The organism is Shimia aestuarii, assembly GCF_900114635.1.
GTDB classification, from domain to species: Bacteria; Pseudomonadota; Alphaproteobacteria; order Rhodobacterales; family Rhodobacteraceae; genus Shimia; species Shimia aestuarii.
In genome coordinates this window covers 21308-37101 of sequence record NZ_FOTQ01000013.1, presented here as the reverse complement: position 1 = coordinate 37101, position 15794 = coordinate 21308, and the positions used below count along the sequence as shown (strand labels likewise).

The 15794-nt window shown below is 61.2% G+C and carries 15 protein-coding genes; 9 read left to right on the top strand and 6 right to left on the bottom strand.

What is annotated here, in order from left to right:
• The first annotated feature begins 69 nt into the window (after positions 1–69).
• From neuC to BMZ35_RS19295, 3 genes are read left to right on the top strand one after another with little or no spacing between them, the layout of a single operon-like run.
• The gene (neuC, locus tag BMZ35_RS19305) at positions 70–1191 is read left to right on the top strand and encodes a UDP-N-acetylglucosamine 2-epimerase (RefSeq protein ID WP_093096742.1); all 1122 of its coding nucleotides are present in this window, start codon (positions 70–72) and stop codon (positions 1189–1191) included.
• Between the two features lie 28 nt (positions 1192–1219).
• Complete coding sequence (locus BMZ35_RS19300) at positions 1220–2458, top strand: 3-deoxy-D-manno-octulosonic acid transferase (RefSeq protein ID WP_093096791.1); 1239 nt, start codon at positions 1220–1222, stop codon at positions 2456–2458.
• Positions 2455–3768: a 3-deoxy-D-manno-octulosonic acid transferase gene (locus BMZ35_RS19295; RefSeq protein WP_093096739.1), complete on the top strand. Its 1314-nt coding sequence runs from the start codon at positions 2455–2457 to the stop codon at positions 3766–3768. Before BMZ35_RS19300 ends, BMZ35_RS19295 begins: the two co-directional genes overlap by 4 nt.
• Before the next feature lie 3 nt (positions 3769–3771).
• Here the strand turns inward: BMZ35_RS19295 and BMZ35_RS19290 are convergent, their stop codons facing one another.
• Positions 3772–4476 carry an acylneuraminate cytidylyltransferase family protein gene (locus tag BMZ35_RS19290; RefSeq protein WP_093096736.1) on the bottom strand — a complete coding sequence of 235 codons (705 nt, stop codon included), beginning with the start codon at positions 4474–4476 and terminating at the stop codon, positions 3772–3774.
• Positions 4477–4636: 160 nt separating this feature from the next.
• Between BMZ35_RS19290 and BMZ35_RS19285 the strand changes: the two genes are divergently transcribed.
• Both BMZ35_RS19285 and BMZ35_RS19280 read left to right on the top strand, forming a co-directional pair.
• A complete protein-coding gene (locus BMZ35_RS19285) occupies positions 4637–5533 on the top strand; it encodes a lysophospholipid acyltransferase family protein (RefSeq protein WP_093096733.1) in 897 nt (298 codons plus the stop codon).
• A 127-nt stretch (positions 5534–5660) separates the two neighbouring features.
• Entirely contained in the window at positions 5661–5858 is a 198-nt protein-coding gene (locus BMZ35_RS19280) for a hypothetical protein (protein ID WP_093096731.1), read from the top strand.
• On the opposite strand, the gene BMZ35_RS19275 is transcribed toward BMZ35_RS19280, so the two are convergent.
• Together BMZ35_RS19275 and BMZ35_RS19270 are read right to left on the bottom strand one after the other, a co-directional pair.
• Positions 5848–6564, bottom strand: coding sequence for an RlmE family RNA methyltransferase (locus BMZ35_RS19275; RefSeq protein ID WP_093096728.1), 717 nt, complete (start codon positions 6562–6564; stop codon positions 5848–5850). The genes BMZ35_RS19280 and BMZ35_RS19275 overlap by 11 nt on opposite strands.
• A 36-nt stretch (positions 6565–6600) precedes the next feature.
• Complete coding sequence (locus BMZ35_RS19270) at positions 6601–7713, bottom strand: Ppx/GppA phosphatase family protein (protein ID WP_093096725.1); 1113 nt, start codon at positions 7711–7713, stop codon at positions 6601–6603.
• A gap of 281 nt (positions 7714–7994) precedes the next feature.
• Here BMZ35_RS19270 and BMZ35_RS19265 point away from each other — a divergent pair, with 281 nt between their 5' ends.
• The 3 genes from BMZ35_RS19265 to BMZ35_RS19255 are packed head-to-tail and all read left to right on the top strand — an operon-like array spanning position 7995 to position 10350.
• Positions 7995–8291: a virulence factor gene (locus BMZ35_RS19265; RefSeq protein ID WP_093096722.1), complete on the top strand. Its 297-nt coding sequence runs from the start codon at positions 7995–7997 to the stop codon at positions 8289–8291.
• A 29-nt stretch (positions 8292–8320) separates the two neighbouring features.
• Positions 8321–9247: a methylenetetrahydrofolate reductase gene (locus BMZ35_RS19260; protein WP_093096790.1), complete on the top strand. Its 927-nt coding sequence runs from the start codon at positions 8321–8323 to the stop codon at positions 9245–9247.
• Between the two features lie 23 nt (positions 9248–9270).
• The gene (locus tag BMZ35_RS19255; RefSeq protein WP_093096719.1) at positions 9271–10350 is read left to right on the top strand and encodes a methyltetrahydrofolate cobalamin methyltransferase; all 1080 of its coding nucleotides are present in this window, start codon (positions 9271–9273) and stop codon (positions 10348–10350) included.
• Between the two features lie 132 nt (positions 10351–10482).
• On the opposite strand, the gene BMZ35_RS19245 is transcribed toward BMZ35_RS19255, so the two are convergent.
• On the bottom strand, positions 10483–11640 hold the full coding sequence (locus tag BMZ35_RS19245) for an alpha-D-ribose 1-methylphosphonate 5-triphosphate diphosphatase (RefSeq protein ID WP_278247171.1): 1158 nt from the start codon (positions 11638–11640) through the stop codon (positions 10483–10485).
• 86 nt (positions 11641–11726) lie between these two features.
• Positions 11727–13325 carry an AMP-binding protein gene (locus tag BMZ35_RS19240; RefSeq protein WP_093096710.1) on the bottom strand — a complete coding sequence of 533 codons (1599 nt, stop codon included), beginning with the start codon at positions 13323–13325 and terminating at the stop codon, positions 11727–11729.
• A gap of 124 nt (positions 13326–13449) precedes the next feature.
• Between BMZ35_RS19240 and cls the strand changes: the two genes are divergently transcribed.
• Positions 13450–14859, top strand: coding sequence for a cardiolipin synthase (cls, locus tag BMZ35_RS19235; RefSeq protein WP_093096706.1), 1410 nt, complete (start codon positions 13450–13452; stop codon positions 14857–14859).
• Here the strand turns inward: cls and BMZ35_RS19230 are convergent.
• Positions 14819–15679: a YihY/virulence factor BrkB family protein gene (locus tag BMZ35_RS19230; RefSeq protein WP_093096704.1), complete on the bottom strand. Its 861-nt coding sequence runs from the start codon at positions 15677–15679 to the stop codon at positions 14819–14821. The genes cls and BMZ35_RS19230 overlap by 41 nt on opposite strands.
• Between the last annotated feature and the right edge of the window lie 115 nt (positions 15680–15794).

Sequence of the window (15794 nt, the reverse complement as noted above, 5' to 3'; positions counted from 1 at the left end):
CCCTTGCCCTTCGCCCCGTTTCCAAGCTAGCGTCCCTGCGCGCCCGACCGCACGAAAGACCCTGTGACCATGTCCCGAAACATCCTGTTTCTTACCGGCACCCGCGCCGATTTCGGCAAATTGAAGCCACTCGCCGAAGCACTGCACGATGCGGGGTTCGGCGTGTCGTTTTTCGTGACCGGCATGCATATGCTCGAACGCTATGGGCTGACCAAGATCGAGGTGCACCGCCTGCCCGGCATGCGGGCACATGAGTTCCTGAATCAGCGGCCCGGCGATCCGCAGGACATCATTCTGGCCAAAACGGTTGTCGGCTTTTCCGACTATGTCACCGAAACCCGCCCCGACCTTGTCGTCGTTCATGGCGACCGCATCGAAGCGCTTGCCGGGGCGCTTGTTGCTGCCACGAACTATATCCCTTGCGCCCATATCGAAGGTGGCGAAGTCTCGGGCACAATCGACGAGATCTATCGTCACTGCAACACCAAGCTTGCCAGCCATCATTTTGTCAGCTCCGAGGACGCCAAGCGGCGGGTTATGGCGATGGGCGAACCCGAAGGCAAAATTCACGTCGTCGGCTCGCCAGAACTTGATTTCCATGCTGGCGACAGCGGCGTGACGCTGGCCGAGGTCAAGGCCCGCTACGACATCCCGTTTGACGATTTCGGCATCGTGGTCTTTCACCCCGTCACCTCCGAACAGGCAACCATGGGCGCTCAGGCCCACGCCCTGTTCTCCGAACTGGACGCTTCTGAAAAGAATTTCATCGTGATCGCTCCCAACAACGATCCCGGTTCCGAAGACATCTTTGCCGTGCTCAACGCGCTACCCGCCGACCGCTTTCGCCAGTTTCCTTCGATGCGGTTCAACCATTTTTCCGAGCTGATGAAAAACGCCGCCTGCATGGTCGGCAATTCCTCCGCCGGAGTGCGCGAAGCGCCGTTCCTTGGCCTGCCGTCCCTTGATATCGGCACGCGCCAGACCAACCGGGCCCAGTCCGACACCGTCTTTTCCTGCAGTGCGGATGACCGGTCTGCCATTTCCGATTTCCTGAAAACCCAATGGGGCCAGCGTCATAGCGGCCATACCGGGTTTGGCGAAGGGCGCGCCGCCGACCGCTTTGTCGCCACGCTTCAGGACGAGTCGTTCTGGCAGCAGGACCTGCAAAAGGCGTTTCACGATCTTGCCTGAGCGCCGTCCCACAAACGGCCTCGCGCTGATGGGCTATCAACTGGCAAGCCGCGCCTTGCCCCTGATTGCTCCGCCACTTCTGCGCCGCCGCCTCAAGAGGGGCAAGGAAGACCCGGTGCGCTGGCGCGAGAAACTGGCCGAACCCACGGCACAGCGTCCCGTCGGCCCGCTTGTCTGGCTGCACGCCGTGGGATTGGGAGAAGTGCTCGCCCTGCGCGGCCTGATCACCGCCATGGCCGATCAGCGCCCCGATCTCAGTTTTCTCGTTACCTCCACCGCGCGCTCCTCGGCGCAGGTCATGGGGGCCAACCTGCCTGCCAACACACAACACCAGTTTCTGCCGGTCGACGCCCCGCAATACATCGCCCGGTTTCTCGATCACTGGCGCCCGGATCTTTCGATCTGGTCTGAACAGGATCTCTGGCCCAACGCCGTGATTGCCGCTCACAAACGCGCCATACCGGCGGCGCTGGTCAATGCCCGCATCACCGCCCAAAGCTTTGAAAAACGCAAGGCAGGCCGCGCACTCTACCGCGCGATCCTGTCTCGCATGTCGCTCATCGCGGCACAGGAAGATGGCACCGCCCGCCGCCTTGCTGCGCTTGGCGGCGAAAACATCCGCGTGACAGGGTCGCTCAAATCCGCTGCCCCGCCCCTCGGACATGATCCCGACGCGTTGCGCGCCTTGCAATCCGCGCTCAAGGGCCGCACGGTCTGGCTGGCCGCATCTACCCATGCAGGAGACGAGGCCGAGGCCATCGCGGCACAACAGGCGCTCTATCAGGAATGTTCGGCATCTCTCCTGATCCTGATCCCGCGCAACCCCGACCGTGCGCCCGACATCGAAAAGGCGTTGAGCGCTGCCAATCTGCCCCATTCTCGGCGCAGTACCGCCCTGCCCACCCCCGCCGACGCGGTGCATATCGCCGACACCTATGGCGAACTTGGCCTGTTCTACCGCCTTGCCGGCAAGGCTCTGATCGGGGGCGGGTTCGATGACATTGGCGGGCACAACCCGTGGGAGGCCGCCGCCCTCGACACCGCCATTCTCTTTGGCCCTGACACCTACAATTTCGCTGCCGACTACGACCACCTGACTGGCGCCGATGCGGCGCTTTGCGTGTCTCCTGGCCAATTGGCGGCAGCCCTGAGTGATCCGCGCCTGCCTGGCATGTCCCGCAACGCCCACGCGCTCTGGCAAGCGACGCGTACCGCGCTCGATCCTCTTGCGACCGACCTGCTCGCTCTCATGAAAGACACGCCATGAGCCTGAAATTCCGCGCCTTTCTCGGCCTCTGGTCGCTCTTGTGGCATCTCGGCATGCCCGCCGTTCTGCTCTATATCCGCAAGCGCGCCAAGAAGGATCCGGCCTATGGCGCACATATCGCTGAACGGTTTGGCCGCTATCGCGCGCCCCTGCCCGGTTCGGTCTGGGTCCACGCTGTGAGCCTTGGTGAACTACGGTCCGCCGTTCCCCTTATCCGGGCGCTGCTCGACGCCGGGGAAACCGTTGTCACCACCCATTTCACCCCGGCCGGGCGCGGCGAATCCGAGAAGGTCTTTGCCGACGCCATCGCAGCCGGAAGCCTGCGCGCGGTCTGGGTGCCCTTTGAAACCTCCTGGGCTTTTGCAGGGTTCTTCCGCGCCTTCCGTCCCAAATACGGGCTGGTGATGGAGATAGAGATCTGGCCTCGCATGGTCATGGCGGCACGCCGCGCCCGCATCCCGCTCTTCATGTGCAACGCGCAATACCCCACCAAGTCCATCGCGCGTGACCAGAAGTGGTACAGCCCGATCCCCGATGTCATGCGCAACATGGCCGGGGGGTTTGTCAAATCCCAGCTTCAGGCCGACCGCTTTGGCGCCATTGGCGTCCCAAATCTTCACGTGACCGGAGAGCTGCGCTTTGATCAGCCGATCCCGGCGCATCTTCCCCCCGCCGGAGTCGCTGCGCGCCGCTGGCTCGGGGCGCAGGACCGCCCCGTCATCACATTTGCCTCCACTGTTGAGGGCGAAGACAAAATCTATCTCGATGCGACCAAACGTCTGCGCGAGGGCAGCGCCCCGAAACCCTTGATCGTTTATGTCCCCCGTCGCCCGGAACGCTTTAACTTGATAAGCGATATGCTTGAAAATACTGGGTTAACCGTGATACGACGCAGTCGTGATCTGCCTGAGTTCCTCACCGAAACCGCCTTTGCCGATCCCGTGGAAACGCCCGATATCCTGCTTGGGGACAGCCTCGGAGAGATGTATTTTTACCTCGCCATGGCGGACCGCGTGGTCGTGGGAGGGGGCTACGTCCCGGCGGGCGCGCATAACATCATCGAACCGCTGGCCCTGAAAAAACCGGTTGTGACCGGGCCGTCGATCTGGACCATCGAATACCCCTTTGTCGAAGCCGAGGCCGCGGGCGTCGCTGCCCGCCCCGCGGACGCCGCCGCATTGGCAGAGGCGCTTGCCGGGGGCTTTGCACCCGACAGTCAAGCTATTGAGACCTTCTTTGCCGATCACGCCGGGGGCACGCAAAAGCTCATGGATGCGATCCCGCGCGCGCTTGAAAACACACGCTTCTGACCCTCAGAACCGCCCGGCCAGCCGCTCTTTCATCAGAAACTCGACCATCGTCCAGTCCAGCGGCGAATCCACGTCCAAACAGCGCTCCGCAGGCAGGACAAACGGGATCACCCGCCCTTCATAGATGGTTTCGGCACTGCGCAGATAGTCCGGCGCCACGACGTAGACCACGCCCACATGGTCATAGACCACCGGTGCATTCTGGCGCGCCCAGACCCCGCCGGGCAGCGGTTTTGATACCTGCAACGCGCCGGTTTCGTCCGGTTCAACCATGTTGAAATAGGGGTTCTTGCGCGATTCACAGACGCTCATCACCATGTCCGGCGCTGCGCTGGCAAACAAATCCAGCGCCCCCGTGATGTCCTCGGGCAAGCGCAGCGGCGATGTGCAGTCAAGGTCCAGAAACGCCGTTACCTCCTGCCCCAGCATGGCCTGAGACGCCTCCAGAGCATGTTGCCACACGCCCCATTTGGGCGCCGAATCCGTGGCCAGTTCAGCGGGGCGCAACCCGATATCCAGCGCCCCCTTGGCCACTGCATGCGCGTACATCTCTTCATCGTCGGTCGAGACAACCACCGCATCAACCTGCGGGTTTTCCAGAAGCGGGTCCAGAGACCAGTCGATCAGCGGCTTGCCGCACAGGTCGCGGAAATTCTTGCCCGGAACCCCTTTCGAGCCCTTGCGCGCCCCGATATGCCCTAGGATCATCTTGCCTGCCTCCGGTTTCCGTTGCTGCGCACCAGTTAAAAGCCCCTCACGTCGGTTGCAACCGCCCGAAGGGAACGTTGCGGTATAAATCCTTGCGCCGACAGGGTGCTATGACTAAGTATCCCGCGCCAAGGCGGCACAATTCAGGAACGCTTCCCACATGGCCAAAAGGTCTCAGAATTTCGGACATTGGGTGTCAAACCTCGCGATCCGCGGATTTCTCGGTTTCATGAACCTCTTGCCGTATGAATTGCGTTTGCACGTGACCGGGCTGGCCATGTCCCGCGTCGTGGCCCCGCTTTCCGGCGCGCGCCGGCGCATTCGGGCCAATCTCGCCCTGATCATGCCCGACCTGTCTCCGGATGAAGTTCATCGCATCGTTCTGGACGTGCCCTATCACATGGGCCGCTCTGTGATGGAGCTATATGCCGAACGCGCTTTTGCCGACCGCATCCGCGCGCGCGCCCTCGAAGACAGCCCCGGCCTCGCCGCGCTTGAACAGGCCCGTGCCGAAGGGCGTGGGATTATCCTGATTTCCGGGCATATAGGCAATTACGACGCGGTGCGTGCCGCGCTCGAAGGACGGGGCTTTTCCGTTGGCGGCCTCTACAAGCCGATGAAAAATCCCTATTTCAACGCGCATTACGTCAAGGCCCTGTCCCGTTTCGGCGCCCCCGTCTTTGAACGCAGTCGCCGGGGCATGGCCGCCATGGTCAAGTTCCTGCGCGGTGGCGGCACGGTGGGCATCATCTTTGATCAACGCATCAACAAAGCGCCACTTCTGAACTTCATGGGCAAGCCTGCCCGTACCGCGCTTTCCGCGGCGGAGCTGGCGCTGAAATATGATGCCCTTCTGGTGCCTTGCTATGGTGTCCGTAAACCCGACGGCAGCTTTGACCTCATTATCGAGCCTCCGGTGCCCCACTCCACGCCCGAGGCCATGACACAGGCCCTCAATGACTCGCTGGAACGCCAGGTCTATACCCATCCGGAACAATGGATGTGGACGCACAACCGCTGGAAAAAGGCGGGTAACGACACACCGGATGATCGCTGAATCCCGCCTGAACCGGCGCAAAAGCCCAGAAATCACCCCATTTTCGCAAGAATTTGGCCGGAGCAACCGCCCATGCTGGCGCCGTGATCCCCTTGCTCGCCGATCACGCTGCCACAGGAGTTGTCCCATGCAACACGTCCGTCAAACGGCCCTTGTGCCGACCACGCGCCATGCGCGCCTCTTCGAACTGATCCGCCAGGAAACTCTGGCGGGCAGCCGCGCGCCACAGTCGCGCCTTCAGGCCCCGACAGCAAGCGTCTGTGATTACCTGAAAAAAACCGCGGCCGCCTCACTCGGCAAACCGTCGTCCCGGCTCAGCCCCTGAACCCGGTGGCCACCACGAATTTTTCCGAAGAATCCGACCGCGACGACGGCGGCTTCACATTCGCCACCTTGGCGAATTTCTGCTTCAAAAGCTTCTGCAACTCGCCCTCGGCGCCCCCGGCCAGCACCTTGGCGACAAAAGTGCCGCCCTCTTCCAGCACGTCGAACGCGAAATAGGCCGCCGCCTCGCACAGCGCCATGATCCGCAAATGGTCGGTCTGTTTATGCCCCGAAGACGCCGCGGCCATGTCGCTCATCACCACATCGGCCTTGCCGCCCAGCCATTCCTTGACCTTTACATCGGCGTCATCTTCCATGAAGTCGAGCTGATGCAGCTCGCACCCCGCAATCGGTTCCACCTCCTGCAGGTCAATGCCAAGGATCGTGCCGATCTTCTTACCTGATTTCTCGCCAAGCGCATTCACGCGCGGAACCGCCACCTGGCACCAGCCCCCCGGCGCACAGCCCAAGTCCACGACCCGCGCTCCCGGCACGAGGAACCGGAACTTGTCATCCAGCTCCATGATCTTGAATGCGGCCCGCCCGCGATAGCCCTCGGCCTTGGCGCGCTGCACATAGGGATCGTTCAACTGCCGCTGCAACCAGCGCGTCGAGCTCAACTTGCGTCCGCGCGCAGTTTTCACCTTGATCGTCAGGTCACGCTGCCCGCGCCCGGATGTGTTCTTGCCTGTGGGTTTCTTCGCCATTCTCTTCACCTGACACCATTTGGGTGCCTCTTACCGTCAAAACGGCCCGTCTTCCAGAACCCCGTCCATGCTCATCTGCGCATAAAGCAATCCTTCGCGCAGACCCCGGTCTGCCACCGACAACCGATCCGTCGGCCATGACCGCAGCAACGCCTGCAAAATCGCCGATCCACTCATGATGAGGGCCTGTCGATCCTGCCCGATGCGCGGATCCATCCGCCGCCCCTTGGGACCCAACTCCAGATAGCCCCGGATCACCCTGTCAATCTGGTCCGAGGTCATGCGCAGTCCGTCCACCTTGGTCCGGTCATAGCGGCGCAAACCCAGATGGCTCGCCGCAACAGTCGTGACCGTGCCGCTAGTGCCGACGATCTGGAAGCCCTCGCTCTGCGGAATGTCCTTGTAGGGGGCAAACTCGGCCAGATTCTCTTCGAAAAACCAGCTCATCAGCGCAAAACGCGCGGCGTCATCCTCGACATCGCGAAACTGGTCACGCAGCGTCGCCACCCCCAAGGGAACGCTGATCCAATCCACGACCTTGGCCGCCGGGAACGGGCTTTCGACCGTGTGGAACCCGCTATGCAGCCGCATGATCGCACGTGGGCGCTCGACTTTAGGAACCGCGCTCAGATCAATCCAGACAAGCTCGGTCGAGCCGCCCCCGATATCCACCACCAAAAGCTGGTCCGTCTTGGTGCTGACCAGCGGCGCGCAGGAAATCACCGCCAGCCGCGCCTCTTCCTCGGGCTGGATGATCTCGAGGCTCAGTCCGGTTTCGCGCTTAACCTGCCGAATGAACTCCTTGGCATTATGCGCGCGCCGACAGGCTTCGGTCGCCACCAGCCGCATCCGGCGTACCTTGTGACGCTTGAGTTTCTGCTGACAGATGCGCAGCGCCTGAATCGTGCGTCGCATCGACCCGCGCGACAGGCGCCCGGTCGTTTCAAGCCCCGATCCGAGCTGGACCGACTTGGAAAAACTGTCCACCACATGAAACTGGTTGCCCTTGGGTTGGGCAATCAGCATACGGCAACTATTCGTGCCCAGATCCAGCGCCGCATAAAGCTCGCTCGGATCCGGCGGTTTGGGCGCGGGGCTCTCGACCGGTTTCAGGAATGCGCCCGCACCTTCGGGACGCTTGGGCGTCATGACTCACGCCCTCCATTTCGTGTTATCCTCAACCTAGTCGCTCGCCTTGGGTCGCGCAATCCCCCGCGCGTGATGATGGCGCGCCTTGGCGCTGCCGCTCATCTTCTTCATGCGCAATTTTCAAGCCCCGGCCTGTGGTCAAACCGCCCCCCGCATGGCACCAAAGCGACCACCATGTCGGCCGCGCGTCGCGGAAAGCCGACCAGTTGTCGAAATTGAGCGAAACGGAACGGGCGGTCTGTCTTACGACTGTCTTACTGAAACCGGAGGAATCACCCCCCATGCCTGACGTCACCATCGTTTATTGGCGCGACATCCCTGCCCAGGTTATCGTGGGCAAAGGCCGTCGTGGAGCCAAGAAACAACTGGCCGAGCGCTTTGAACAAGCGATTGACCGGGCGGCGATGAAGATCGGCGCGTCCGACACGGACGCCTATCTGGCCGAATGGCGCAAGGGCGATCCCTACCCGGTCGAAGGCGAGCCGCAGGCCGTCGCTGAGAGCGAGGCCGCCCGGCTTGAGGCAGAGTTCGATCAAGAGCGCATCAAGCAAATGATCGCCAATGAAGGCTGGGCATGAAGAAGCGCCCTTCGCTATGGGAGTCCGCGATGGCTTTGTTGAATTTCAAGCGTAAGACCCAAGAGGTCGTTACCAGCTCGCCCGAGGTCGAAGCCTTCCTGCAGGGTTATTCGATCGAGGTGATGCCCCGCACCGCCGCCAAGGTGGAAGATTTCCGCGCCCTTCTGCCCGAAGGCACGCGGGTCTATATCGCCCATATCGAAGGCACCCCCATCGAAGAGATGGTCGCAACGGCCAAACGTCTTTCCGCCGATGGCTACCCGGTGATGCCGCACTTCCCCGCCCGCATCATCAAAGACAAGGCGACGCTCGAAAACTGGATCGCCATGTACCAGGGAGAAGCCGGTGTCGAACAGGCACTGATGCTGGCCGGTGGCGTGGCCGAACCGCACGGCGATTTCTCGGACTCGATGCAGCTTCTGGAAACCGGCCTGTTTGACAAAGCGGGCTTCAAACGCCTACACGTCGCCGGCCACCCCGAAGGCAACAAGGACATCGACCCCAAGGGCGGCACCGCAAATGTCGACGCCGCGCTGCAGTGGAAACAGGATTTCTCGCAGCGCACCGATGCCGAGATGGCCATCGCCACCCAGTTCGCTTTTGACGCCAAGCCGATCATCGCATGGGCCGACGCGGTCAAAGCAGCGGGCGTGGACATTCCGATCCACATCGGCATCGCCGGTCCGGCCAAGCTGCAAACCCTGATCAAGTTCGCCATCGCCTGTGGCGTTGGCCCGTCGCTCAAGGTTCTGCAGAAACGCGCCATGGACGTGTCCAAGCTCCTGTTGCCCTACGAACCCAACGATGTGATCGCCGAACTGGCCGCCCACAAGGCCGCCAACCCCGATTTCAACATCGACAAGGTGCACTTCTTCCCGCTGGGCGGCATCAAGACCAACGCCACCTGGGCGATCAACAATGGCGGCGCGTCTGGCGTCCCTGCAAACCCGCAGTAAAAAGCTGAAATCAAGGATCAACAATGACCCGTACCGTCATCGAATCTAAAACAAAAACCGCGATCATCGGCTTTGATCATCCGTTCTGCGTGATCGGCGAGCGGATCAACCCCACGGGCCGCAAGATCCTCAACGAAGAGCTGGAGCGCGGCGATTTCTCCCGCGTTCAGGCCGATGCGCTGGCACAGGTCGCCGCAGGCGCGACCGTACTCGATATCAACTCGGGCGCCGTCTTCTCCAACAAGATGGCCGAAGATCCGCGCTATGCCGACAACAACTTTGTCGAACCCACCCTGATGCGCGAGCTGGTGGAAAAGGTGCAGGAAGTCACCGACTGCCCGCTCTGCATCGACAGTTCGGTCCCCGGCGCGCTGGAAAACGGCCTTGCCGCCGCCGAAGGCCGCCCGCTTCTGAACTCGGTCACGGGTGAAGAAGAGCGTCTCGAAATGGTGCTGCCGCTGGTCAAGAAATACAACGTCCCGGTTGTCGCCATCTCCAACGACGACACCGGCATTTCTGAAGACCCCGACGTGCGTTTTGCCGTCGCCAAGAAAATTGTCGAGCGCGCCGCCGATTTCGGCATCCCTGCGCATGACATCGTGGTTGACCCGCTGGTCATGCCGATCGGCGCCATGGGCACCGCCGGCTTGCAGGTCTTTACCCTTGTGCGCCGTCTGCGCGAAGAGCTGGGCGTGAACACCACCTGCGGCGCGTCGAACATCTCGTTCGGCCTGCCCAACCGTCATGGCATCAACAACGCCTTCCTCCCGATGGCGATGGGGGCCGGCATGACAAGCGCGATCATGAACCCGGTCGCCCTGCCTGTCGGCCCCAAGAAACTGGCCGAGAAAAAGGCCGAAGTCGAAGCCGCTGGCATCATTCTGCCTGCCGACATGGACGACGAAACCTTCTGCAAACTGTTCGGCATCGGTTCCACCCTTCCCATGGCGGGCAAGGAAATGGAGGCCATCCGCGCCGCCAACTTCCTGACCAACAATGACGAAGGCGGCGCCGCATGGATCCGTTTCAACAAGCCCCCGTCAGTGGATGGCGAAGCCGGAGGCCGTGGCGGTCGTCGCGGTGGCCGTCGCCGCCGCGCCTGACGGCACGACGCTCATGATACAAAAGAAGGCGGATCCCTGCGGATCCGCCTTTTTCGTTGCATACACATCGCACCTTGCGATGCCTTGGTTTTGGGAAACTATTGCCGGGCGCCTTCAATGGCGCTTGCCCCCCTAACCAAAACTGCTCAGGACACCCCCGGCCATCACATGCCGGATGCGCCACCGCTTCCCCGGCTCGATCACCACCAGATCAGCCCGCTTTCCCGCTACAATCGCGCCACGATCGTGCAAGCCCATCGCAGTGGCGGGATTGCCGGACACAAGCGCCCAGGCGTCCCCCAGCGCCATCCCGTCGCGCACCAACTGCTCCACCACGTAAAGCAGGCTCGGATAATAATAATCCGACGCCAGCACCGCACACGTGCCGCCTTTCACCGCCTCCCACGCCGACAGGTTCCCCTTGTGGCTTTGCCTGCGCGCCGCGTTCGGCGCGCCCAGTACCACGTGCTCCCCCATCTCGACAGCCGCTTTCGCCACCGCTTCGGACAAAGGAAACTCACTCACCCTCACCCCCAATGCCCGATGTGCCGCGCGCTCCTCGGCCGTGGCCTCATCATGGCCCAGCATCACGGCCCCGGCCGCGCGCGCCATGGCAGCCACTTGCTGGACCATCTCCGGTATCGCATCCTGCGGCGCCGCCAACATCTCCAGATCTGCAAGATAGGCCTCAAGCGAAACCCCGGCCCTTCGCGCCCATTTCTCAAGCTGCCCGGTCTGCCCCGCCGCCACCGTCTCAAGCGTTTCGGTGGTGTGATCGTTGAAGGCCAGCGCCGGAACCGGCTCCTGCCGCAACCACACCCGCAGATCATCGACCACATCATGCGCAAACACGTCCCAGCGCAGTTGGACCCTGTGATCTGCGCTCAGGTCTCCCCGCAGGTCCGCAAGCCCCGACATGAACCGTCGCGCCGCTGCGATCCCGCGCGCGCCCGGCTCCCAACCGACCGACAGCCCGTGATAGGCCGTGGTAATCCCGCAAGCCAGCAATTGCCGGTCCACCGCCGCCATGGCCAATGCGAAATCCATCTCCACACCGGGGCGCGGAAACAAAGCGGTCTCGAATGCATCCCCGTGCACATCCACCATCCCCGGCAGCACCCAGCAGCCGGAAACGTCGATCACGGGCCCGCCTCCAGAGGTCGCGATTTCGCCCCCGGACACATGCACCTCATCGGCGCGCAATGTCCCACCCAAAGTCAGTACTTCGCCGCCGACAAACCGCATCTTCTCCCCTTTCCGGCCATCGGCCCGCGCAGCGTGAGCGACAATACCGACGCAATACCGACGTTATACCGACACGATACCGAAGCGTCTTTTCAGGCGCCTAACGTGCAACTGCCGCGCCCCCGCGCCGCCTATCCGCGCTTCTTGCGCGACCGGAAATCGAACGCACCGTCGGTCGGTGCTTCTCCTTCGCCAAATATCGCATGTTTCTGGATTTTTTGGGTTCCTGTGATCGGAATTTCATCGAGAAACCGCACCCAACCCGGCGCTTTGTAATAGGCCAAATGCTTGAAACAATGATCAAAAAGCTCTTCCGCCATAGCCTCGCTACCCGCCAAAACAGGCTGAATACAGGCCATGACCTCTTCGTCACGCATCGCGTCTTCCACCGCGATCACCGCGACTCTTTCCACCGCTGGATGTTCCTGAAGACATGCTTCGATCTCAGCGGCAGCGATATTTTCACCACTGCGCCGGATGATATTCTTTTTCCGGTCCACGAAGAAAATCATGTCCGTCTTATCCATCGTCACCGTGTCCCCCGTATGGAACCATCCCCCACGCCACGCCTCCTCGGTGGCCTCCGGCAGGTTGAGATAGCCCGAGAACGCCCCCTTGCGCGGGGTTTTGGCATCATAGCGAAGCACCATTTCGCCTTCCTGCCCTCGCGGCACCTCTTGGTCGTGTTCGTCGACCACCCGCACGTCCAGCCCCGGCTGCGGACGCCCCATGGCGCGGGTGTCAATCTGGCGGGGTTCGTGGCAATCGGCAAGAATGCGGCACATCTCGGTCATGCCCCACACCTCGATCAGCGGAAAACCAAAGCGTTCCTCGAAGGGGCGGTGCAATGTCGGCTCCACCCCAGCGCCAACAGCAAACTCGACTTTATGTTTCTTTTCATATGGATCGGGAGCGCGGTTCATTAGGGCCGGTATGACGATTCCAAGGTAGTGCGCCGCTGTGGCCCCGGTTTCGGCAAGCTCTCGCCACCAAGCGCTCGCGCGGAACCGTTCCGGAATGATCTGCGCACTTCCCGTCTCGATCATGCCCATGAACAGGATGATCGCCGCATTGACATGAAACAAAGGAAGCGGGCAGTAAACCTTTGATTTTCTAGCTGTAAACTGGATCAAACCACCCCGCGTGGCATACCATTCACCCATCTGGACTTCGTAGTCGTGGCTCATGATGCAACCCTTGGGCCGCCCGGTTGTCCCAGAGGTGTAAATCAGGCTCGCCTCGGTCTCGCCCGTCACCGGATCACTCTTGGGCGCGTCGCAGGACATCGGCAGCTCAGGCAGATCCCGCTCCATCACCACCATTGGCAAATCACGCCCGCTTTCGCCGATCCCTTCCCGCATCAGAGGTTCCATATTCGGCGCCGCAATCGCCAGCGCGGCACCGCTGTCCTGCAAAAGATAGGCCAGCTCTGACGGACGATAATCGGGGTTCACCGGCACCCAGCTGATCCCCAGCCGCGCTAGGGCAAGCTTCATCAACAGCATCTCCGGCCGGTTCTCCAAAAGCACCGCCACCCGATGCCCATGCCCATATCCTGCCGTCTGAAGCCGGGCGCACCACGCGTCCACGACCTTGGCTGCATCACCATAGGAAATCTCATATCCGTCAGGATGATAGCCACGTTCCTTGTCCACAGGCACGATCAGAAACGGAAAGGTCGCGTGCTCTGCTGCGCGCCGTTCGAACAGCGCTCCGATGGTCCTGGACATATCTCTCTCCCGGCTGGATCTGGCGGCCAGATTACAACCCTCCGCGCCATGGGCAAGCGTTCCAACGCAACGTCTTTCGCGCCCGCCTCCGATCCGCTAGCCTGACTCAAACAGGAGACCCCGCTTGGCCACATTCTTTGTTATCTTCGTCCTATTGGTGGAATCCGTTGCCGTCTGGTTTGCCTTTCGCGCCATGTCCGGGTCGCGCACCCCCCAAGGTGCGGTGGCATGGGTCGTCTTTCTGATCGCCGCGCCCTATGTCGCCATCGTCAGCTATCTCTTCCTGGGCCATTCCCGGATCAACGGCTATGTCGTGGCCCGCCGGGAATACCAAGAGGTCGTCACGGCCATCGAACAGGCCAGAACGGCCTTTCCCCCCAAGCCGGACGAGCTCAACCGGGGTTACAAGGCGTTTGAAACCATTGCCGAAAACCCTATCCTCTCCGGCAACAGCGGCGAGATACTGGTCGATGGTGAAGAGAGCTTCGAGGCCATGTTCGACGCCATTGATGCGGCGACGTCCTACATTCTGGTTCAGTTCTATATCGTACGTGACGATCAACTGGGCCGAAAACTCAAGACACACCTGATCGCCGCGCAAAACCGTGGGCTGAGGGTCTTTTTTCTCTACGATTCTGTGGGCTGCTCGCGCCTTCCCAAGGCCTATGTGCAGGAGCTTTCCGAACTTGGAATACGCATCTATGACACCAATGCGCTGCGCGGTCCGACCAAACGTTTTCAGCTGAATTTTCGCAATCATCGCAAGACCTTGGTGGTCGATGGCACGGTTGGTTTCACCGGAGGATTGAATGTCGGGGATGAATACATGGGCCGTGATCCGGCCTTTGGCGACTGGCGTGATACGCATTGCCGGCTACAGGGCCCGGTGGTGTTGCAGTTGCAACTGGCCTTTTGCGAGGACTGGCACTGGGCGACACAGGAGTACCTCTACGATCAGCTTGACTGGCCGCGCATCGCGGTTCCGGAAAACAGCGATGCCTTGCTACTGACGTCGGGACCCGCGGATGCGTTGGAAACCGGCAATCTCTATTTCAACGCGATGATCGTGGCGGCCCGCAGCCGCATCTGGATCGCCTCGCCCTATTTCGTGCCCGACCCGGATGTCACCACGGCCTTAAAACTGGCCGCGCTTCGGGGGATTGAGGTAAGAATCCTGGTGCCCGCACGCGCCGATCACTGGATCACCTGGCTTGCCGCTTTTGCCTATTTCGACGAGCTGCGCGACGCTGGGGTTGAGTTCTGGGCCTATGAACAGGGGTTCATGCATCAAAAGGTGGTGCTGGTGGATGATGCCATTGCCTCGGTTGGAACGCTCAACCTCGATAGCCGGTCCTGTCGTCTCAACTTCGAAGAGACGGCGATATTCTTTGACAGTCATCTTGCCGAAGATCTCGAAATCATCCTGAAAGACGACTTCGCGCGGTCCATTCCACTGACCAAGCCCATGAGCGAACAGCCCACCTGGGTACGGCTCATGGCGCCGGTGGCACGTCTGTTTGCACCGCTTCTGTAGCGGCACGCCTTTGGTCGAAAAGGCTCCCGTTATATTCCGCCCCCAGAACAAAGATGCTGGCCATCAGGTAAAGATATACCAGAGCCGACATGATCCCGGCCAGCCCCGCATAGGTGACGGAATAGGTCGAGAAGTGACTGATATAATAGGAAAAAATATTTGACGCCACGGTCCAGAGTATCACGGTCAGGATAATCCCTGGCGCAAGCGAGCGATCCGAGTGCCTTATCCCCGGCAGCCATTTGTGGCAGGAATAGACCGCAAAAAGCAAAATGGCAGCAATCACGAGTTGTCGGAACTGGTCATTGCTCAGGATCGAATCCTGCAACCACGGGACCCATTCCTCGAAGAAATGTAGCGCCAGCGGTACGGCGACGCTGAACAGCCCTGCCGCGATGATCAAAAGCGTTCCGGCGAGGACAAAGCCCACTGACAATGTGCGTGTCTTCCAAAAGGGGCGCGGATCGTCATCACGATAGGCGCTGGTGATCACCAGCCGGATCGCATCCACCCCGTTCGAGGCGAACACGATCGACAGCACCGCCCCAAGGGTCAGGGTACCCCCGCCATGTTGCAAAACCGCGCGCAGTTCATTGGCAATCGGTTCCGAAATCTCCTCGGGCCACGATCCGAAGACCACGTCGACCAGATCGTCCACCTGCGTATCCGCGCTCAATACACCTGCCAGCGACAGCACGAAAATGCAGAACGGAAACATCGCCAGCATCACCGAAAGCGCGACATGGCTTGCGCGCACAAAGCCACCCTTGGTGGTAAAGCGCTGCAGCGCATCAAGAAATGTCGTCCAGAAAAGCTTCATGGCATCCCGCCCTGTTCGCCAGCATTAAGGCCCCACAGGTCCAGCGTGGTCAACCCGAAGCCGGTTTCGCGCATGAAATCTCTTGTGGACAGGTTCTGCAAAAAACGGATCGCAT

Coding starts and splice junctions, on each gene's coding strand:
- neuC (WP_093096742.1), top strand. CDS start 70: ATGTCCCGAAACATCCTGTTTCTTACCGGCACCCGCGCCGATTTCGGC.
- BMZ35_RS19260 (WP_093096790.1), top strand. CDS start 8,321: ATGGCTTTGTTGAATTTCAAGCGTAAGACCCAAGAGGTCGTTACCAGC.
- BMZ35_RS19240 (WP_093096710.1), bottom strand. CDS start 13,325: ATGTCCAGGACCATCGGAGCGCTGTTCGAACGGCGCGCAGCAGAGCAC.
- BMZ35_RS19265 (WP_093096722.1), top strand. CDS start 7,995: ATGCCTGACGTCACCATCGTTTATTGGCGCGACATCCCTGCCCAGGTT.
- BMZ35_RS19230 (WP_093096704.1), bottom strand. CDS start 15,679: ATGAAGCTTTTCTGGACGACATTTCTTGATGCGCTGCAGCGCTTTACC.
- BMZ35_RS19295 (WP_093096739.1), top strand. CDS start 2,455: ATGAGCCTGAAATTCCGCGCCTTTCTCGGCCTCTGGTCGCTCTTGTGG.
- BMZ35_RS19275 (WP_093096728.1), bottom strand. CDS start 6,564: ATGGCGAAGAAACCCACAGGCAAGAACACATCCGGGCGCGGGCAGCGT.
- BMZ35_RS19300 (WP_093096791.1), top strand. CDS start 1,220: ATGGGCTATCAACTGGCAAGCCGCGCCTTGCCCCTGATTGCTCCGCCA.
- BMZ35_RS19290 (WP_093096736.1), bottom strand. CDS start 4,476: ATGATCCTAGGGCATATCGGGGCGCGCAAGGGCTCGAAAGGGGTTCCG.
- BMZ35_RS19285 (WP_093096733.1), top strand. CDS start 4,637: ATGGCCAAAAGGTCTCAGAATTTCGGACATTGGGTGTCAAACCTCGCG.
- BMZ35_RS19270 (WP_093096725.1), bottom strand. CDS start 7,713: ATGACGCCCAAGCGTCCCGAAGGTGCGGGCGCATTCCTGAAACCGGTC.
- BMZ35_RS19255 (WP_093096719.1), top strand. CDS start 9,271: ATGACCCGTACCGTCATCGAATCTAAAACAAAAACCGCGATCATCGGC.
- BMZ35_RS19280 (WP_093096731.1), top strand. CDS start 5,661: ATGCAACACGTCCGTCAAACGGCCCTTGTGCCGACCACGCGCCATGCG.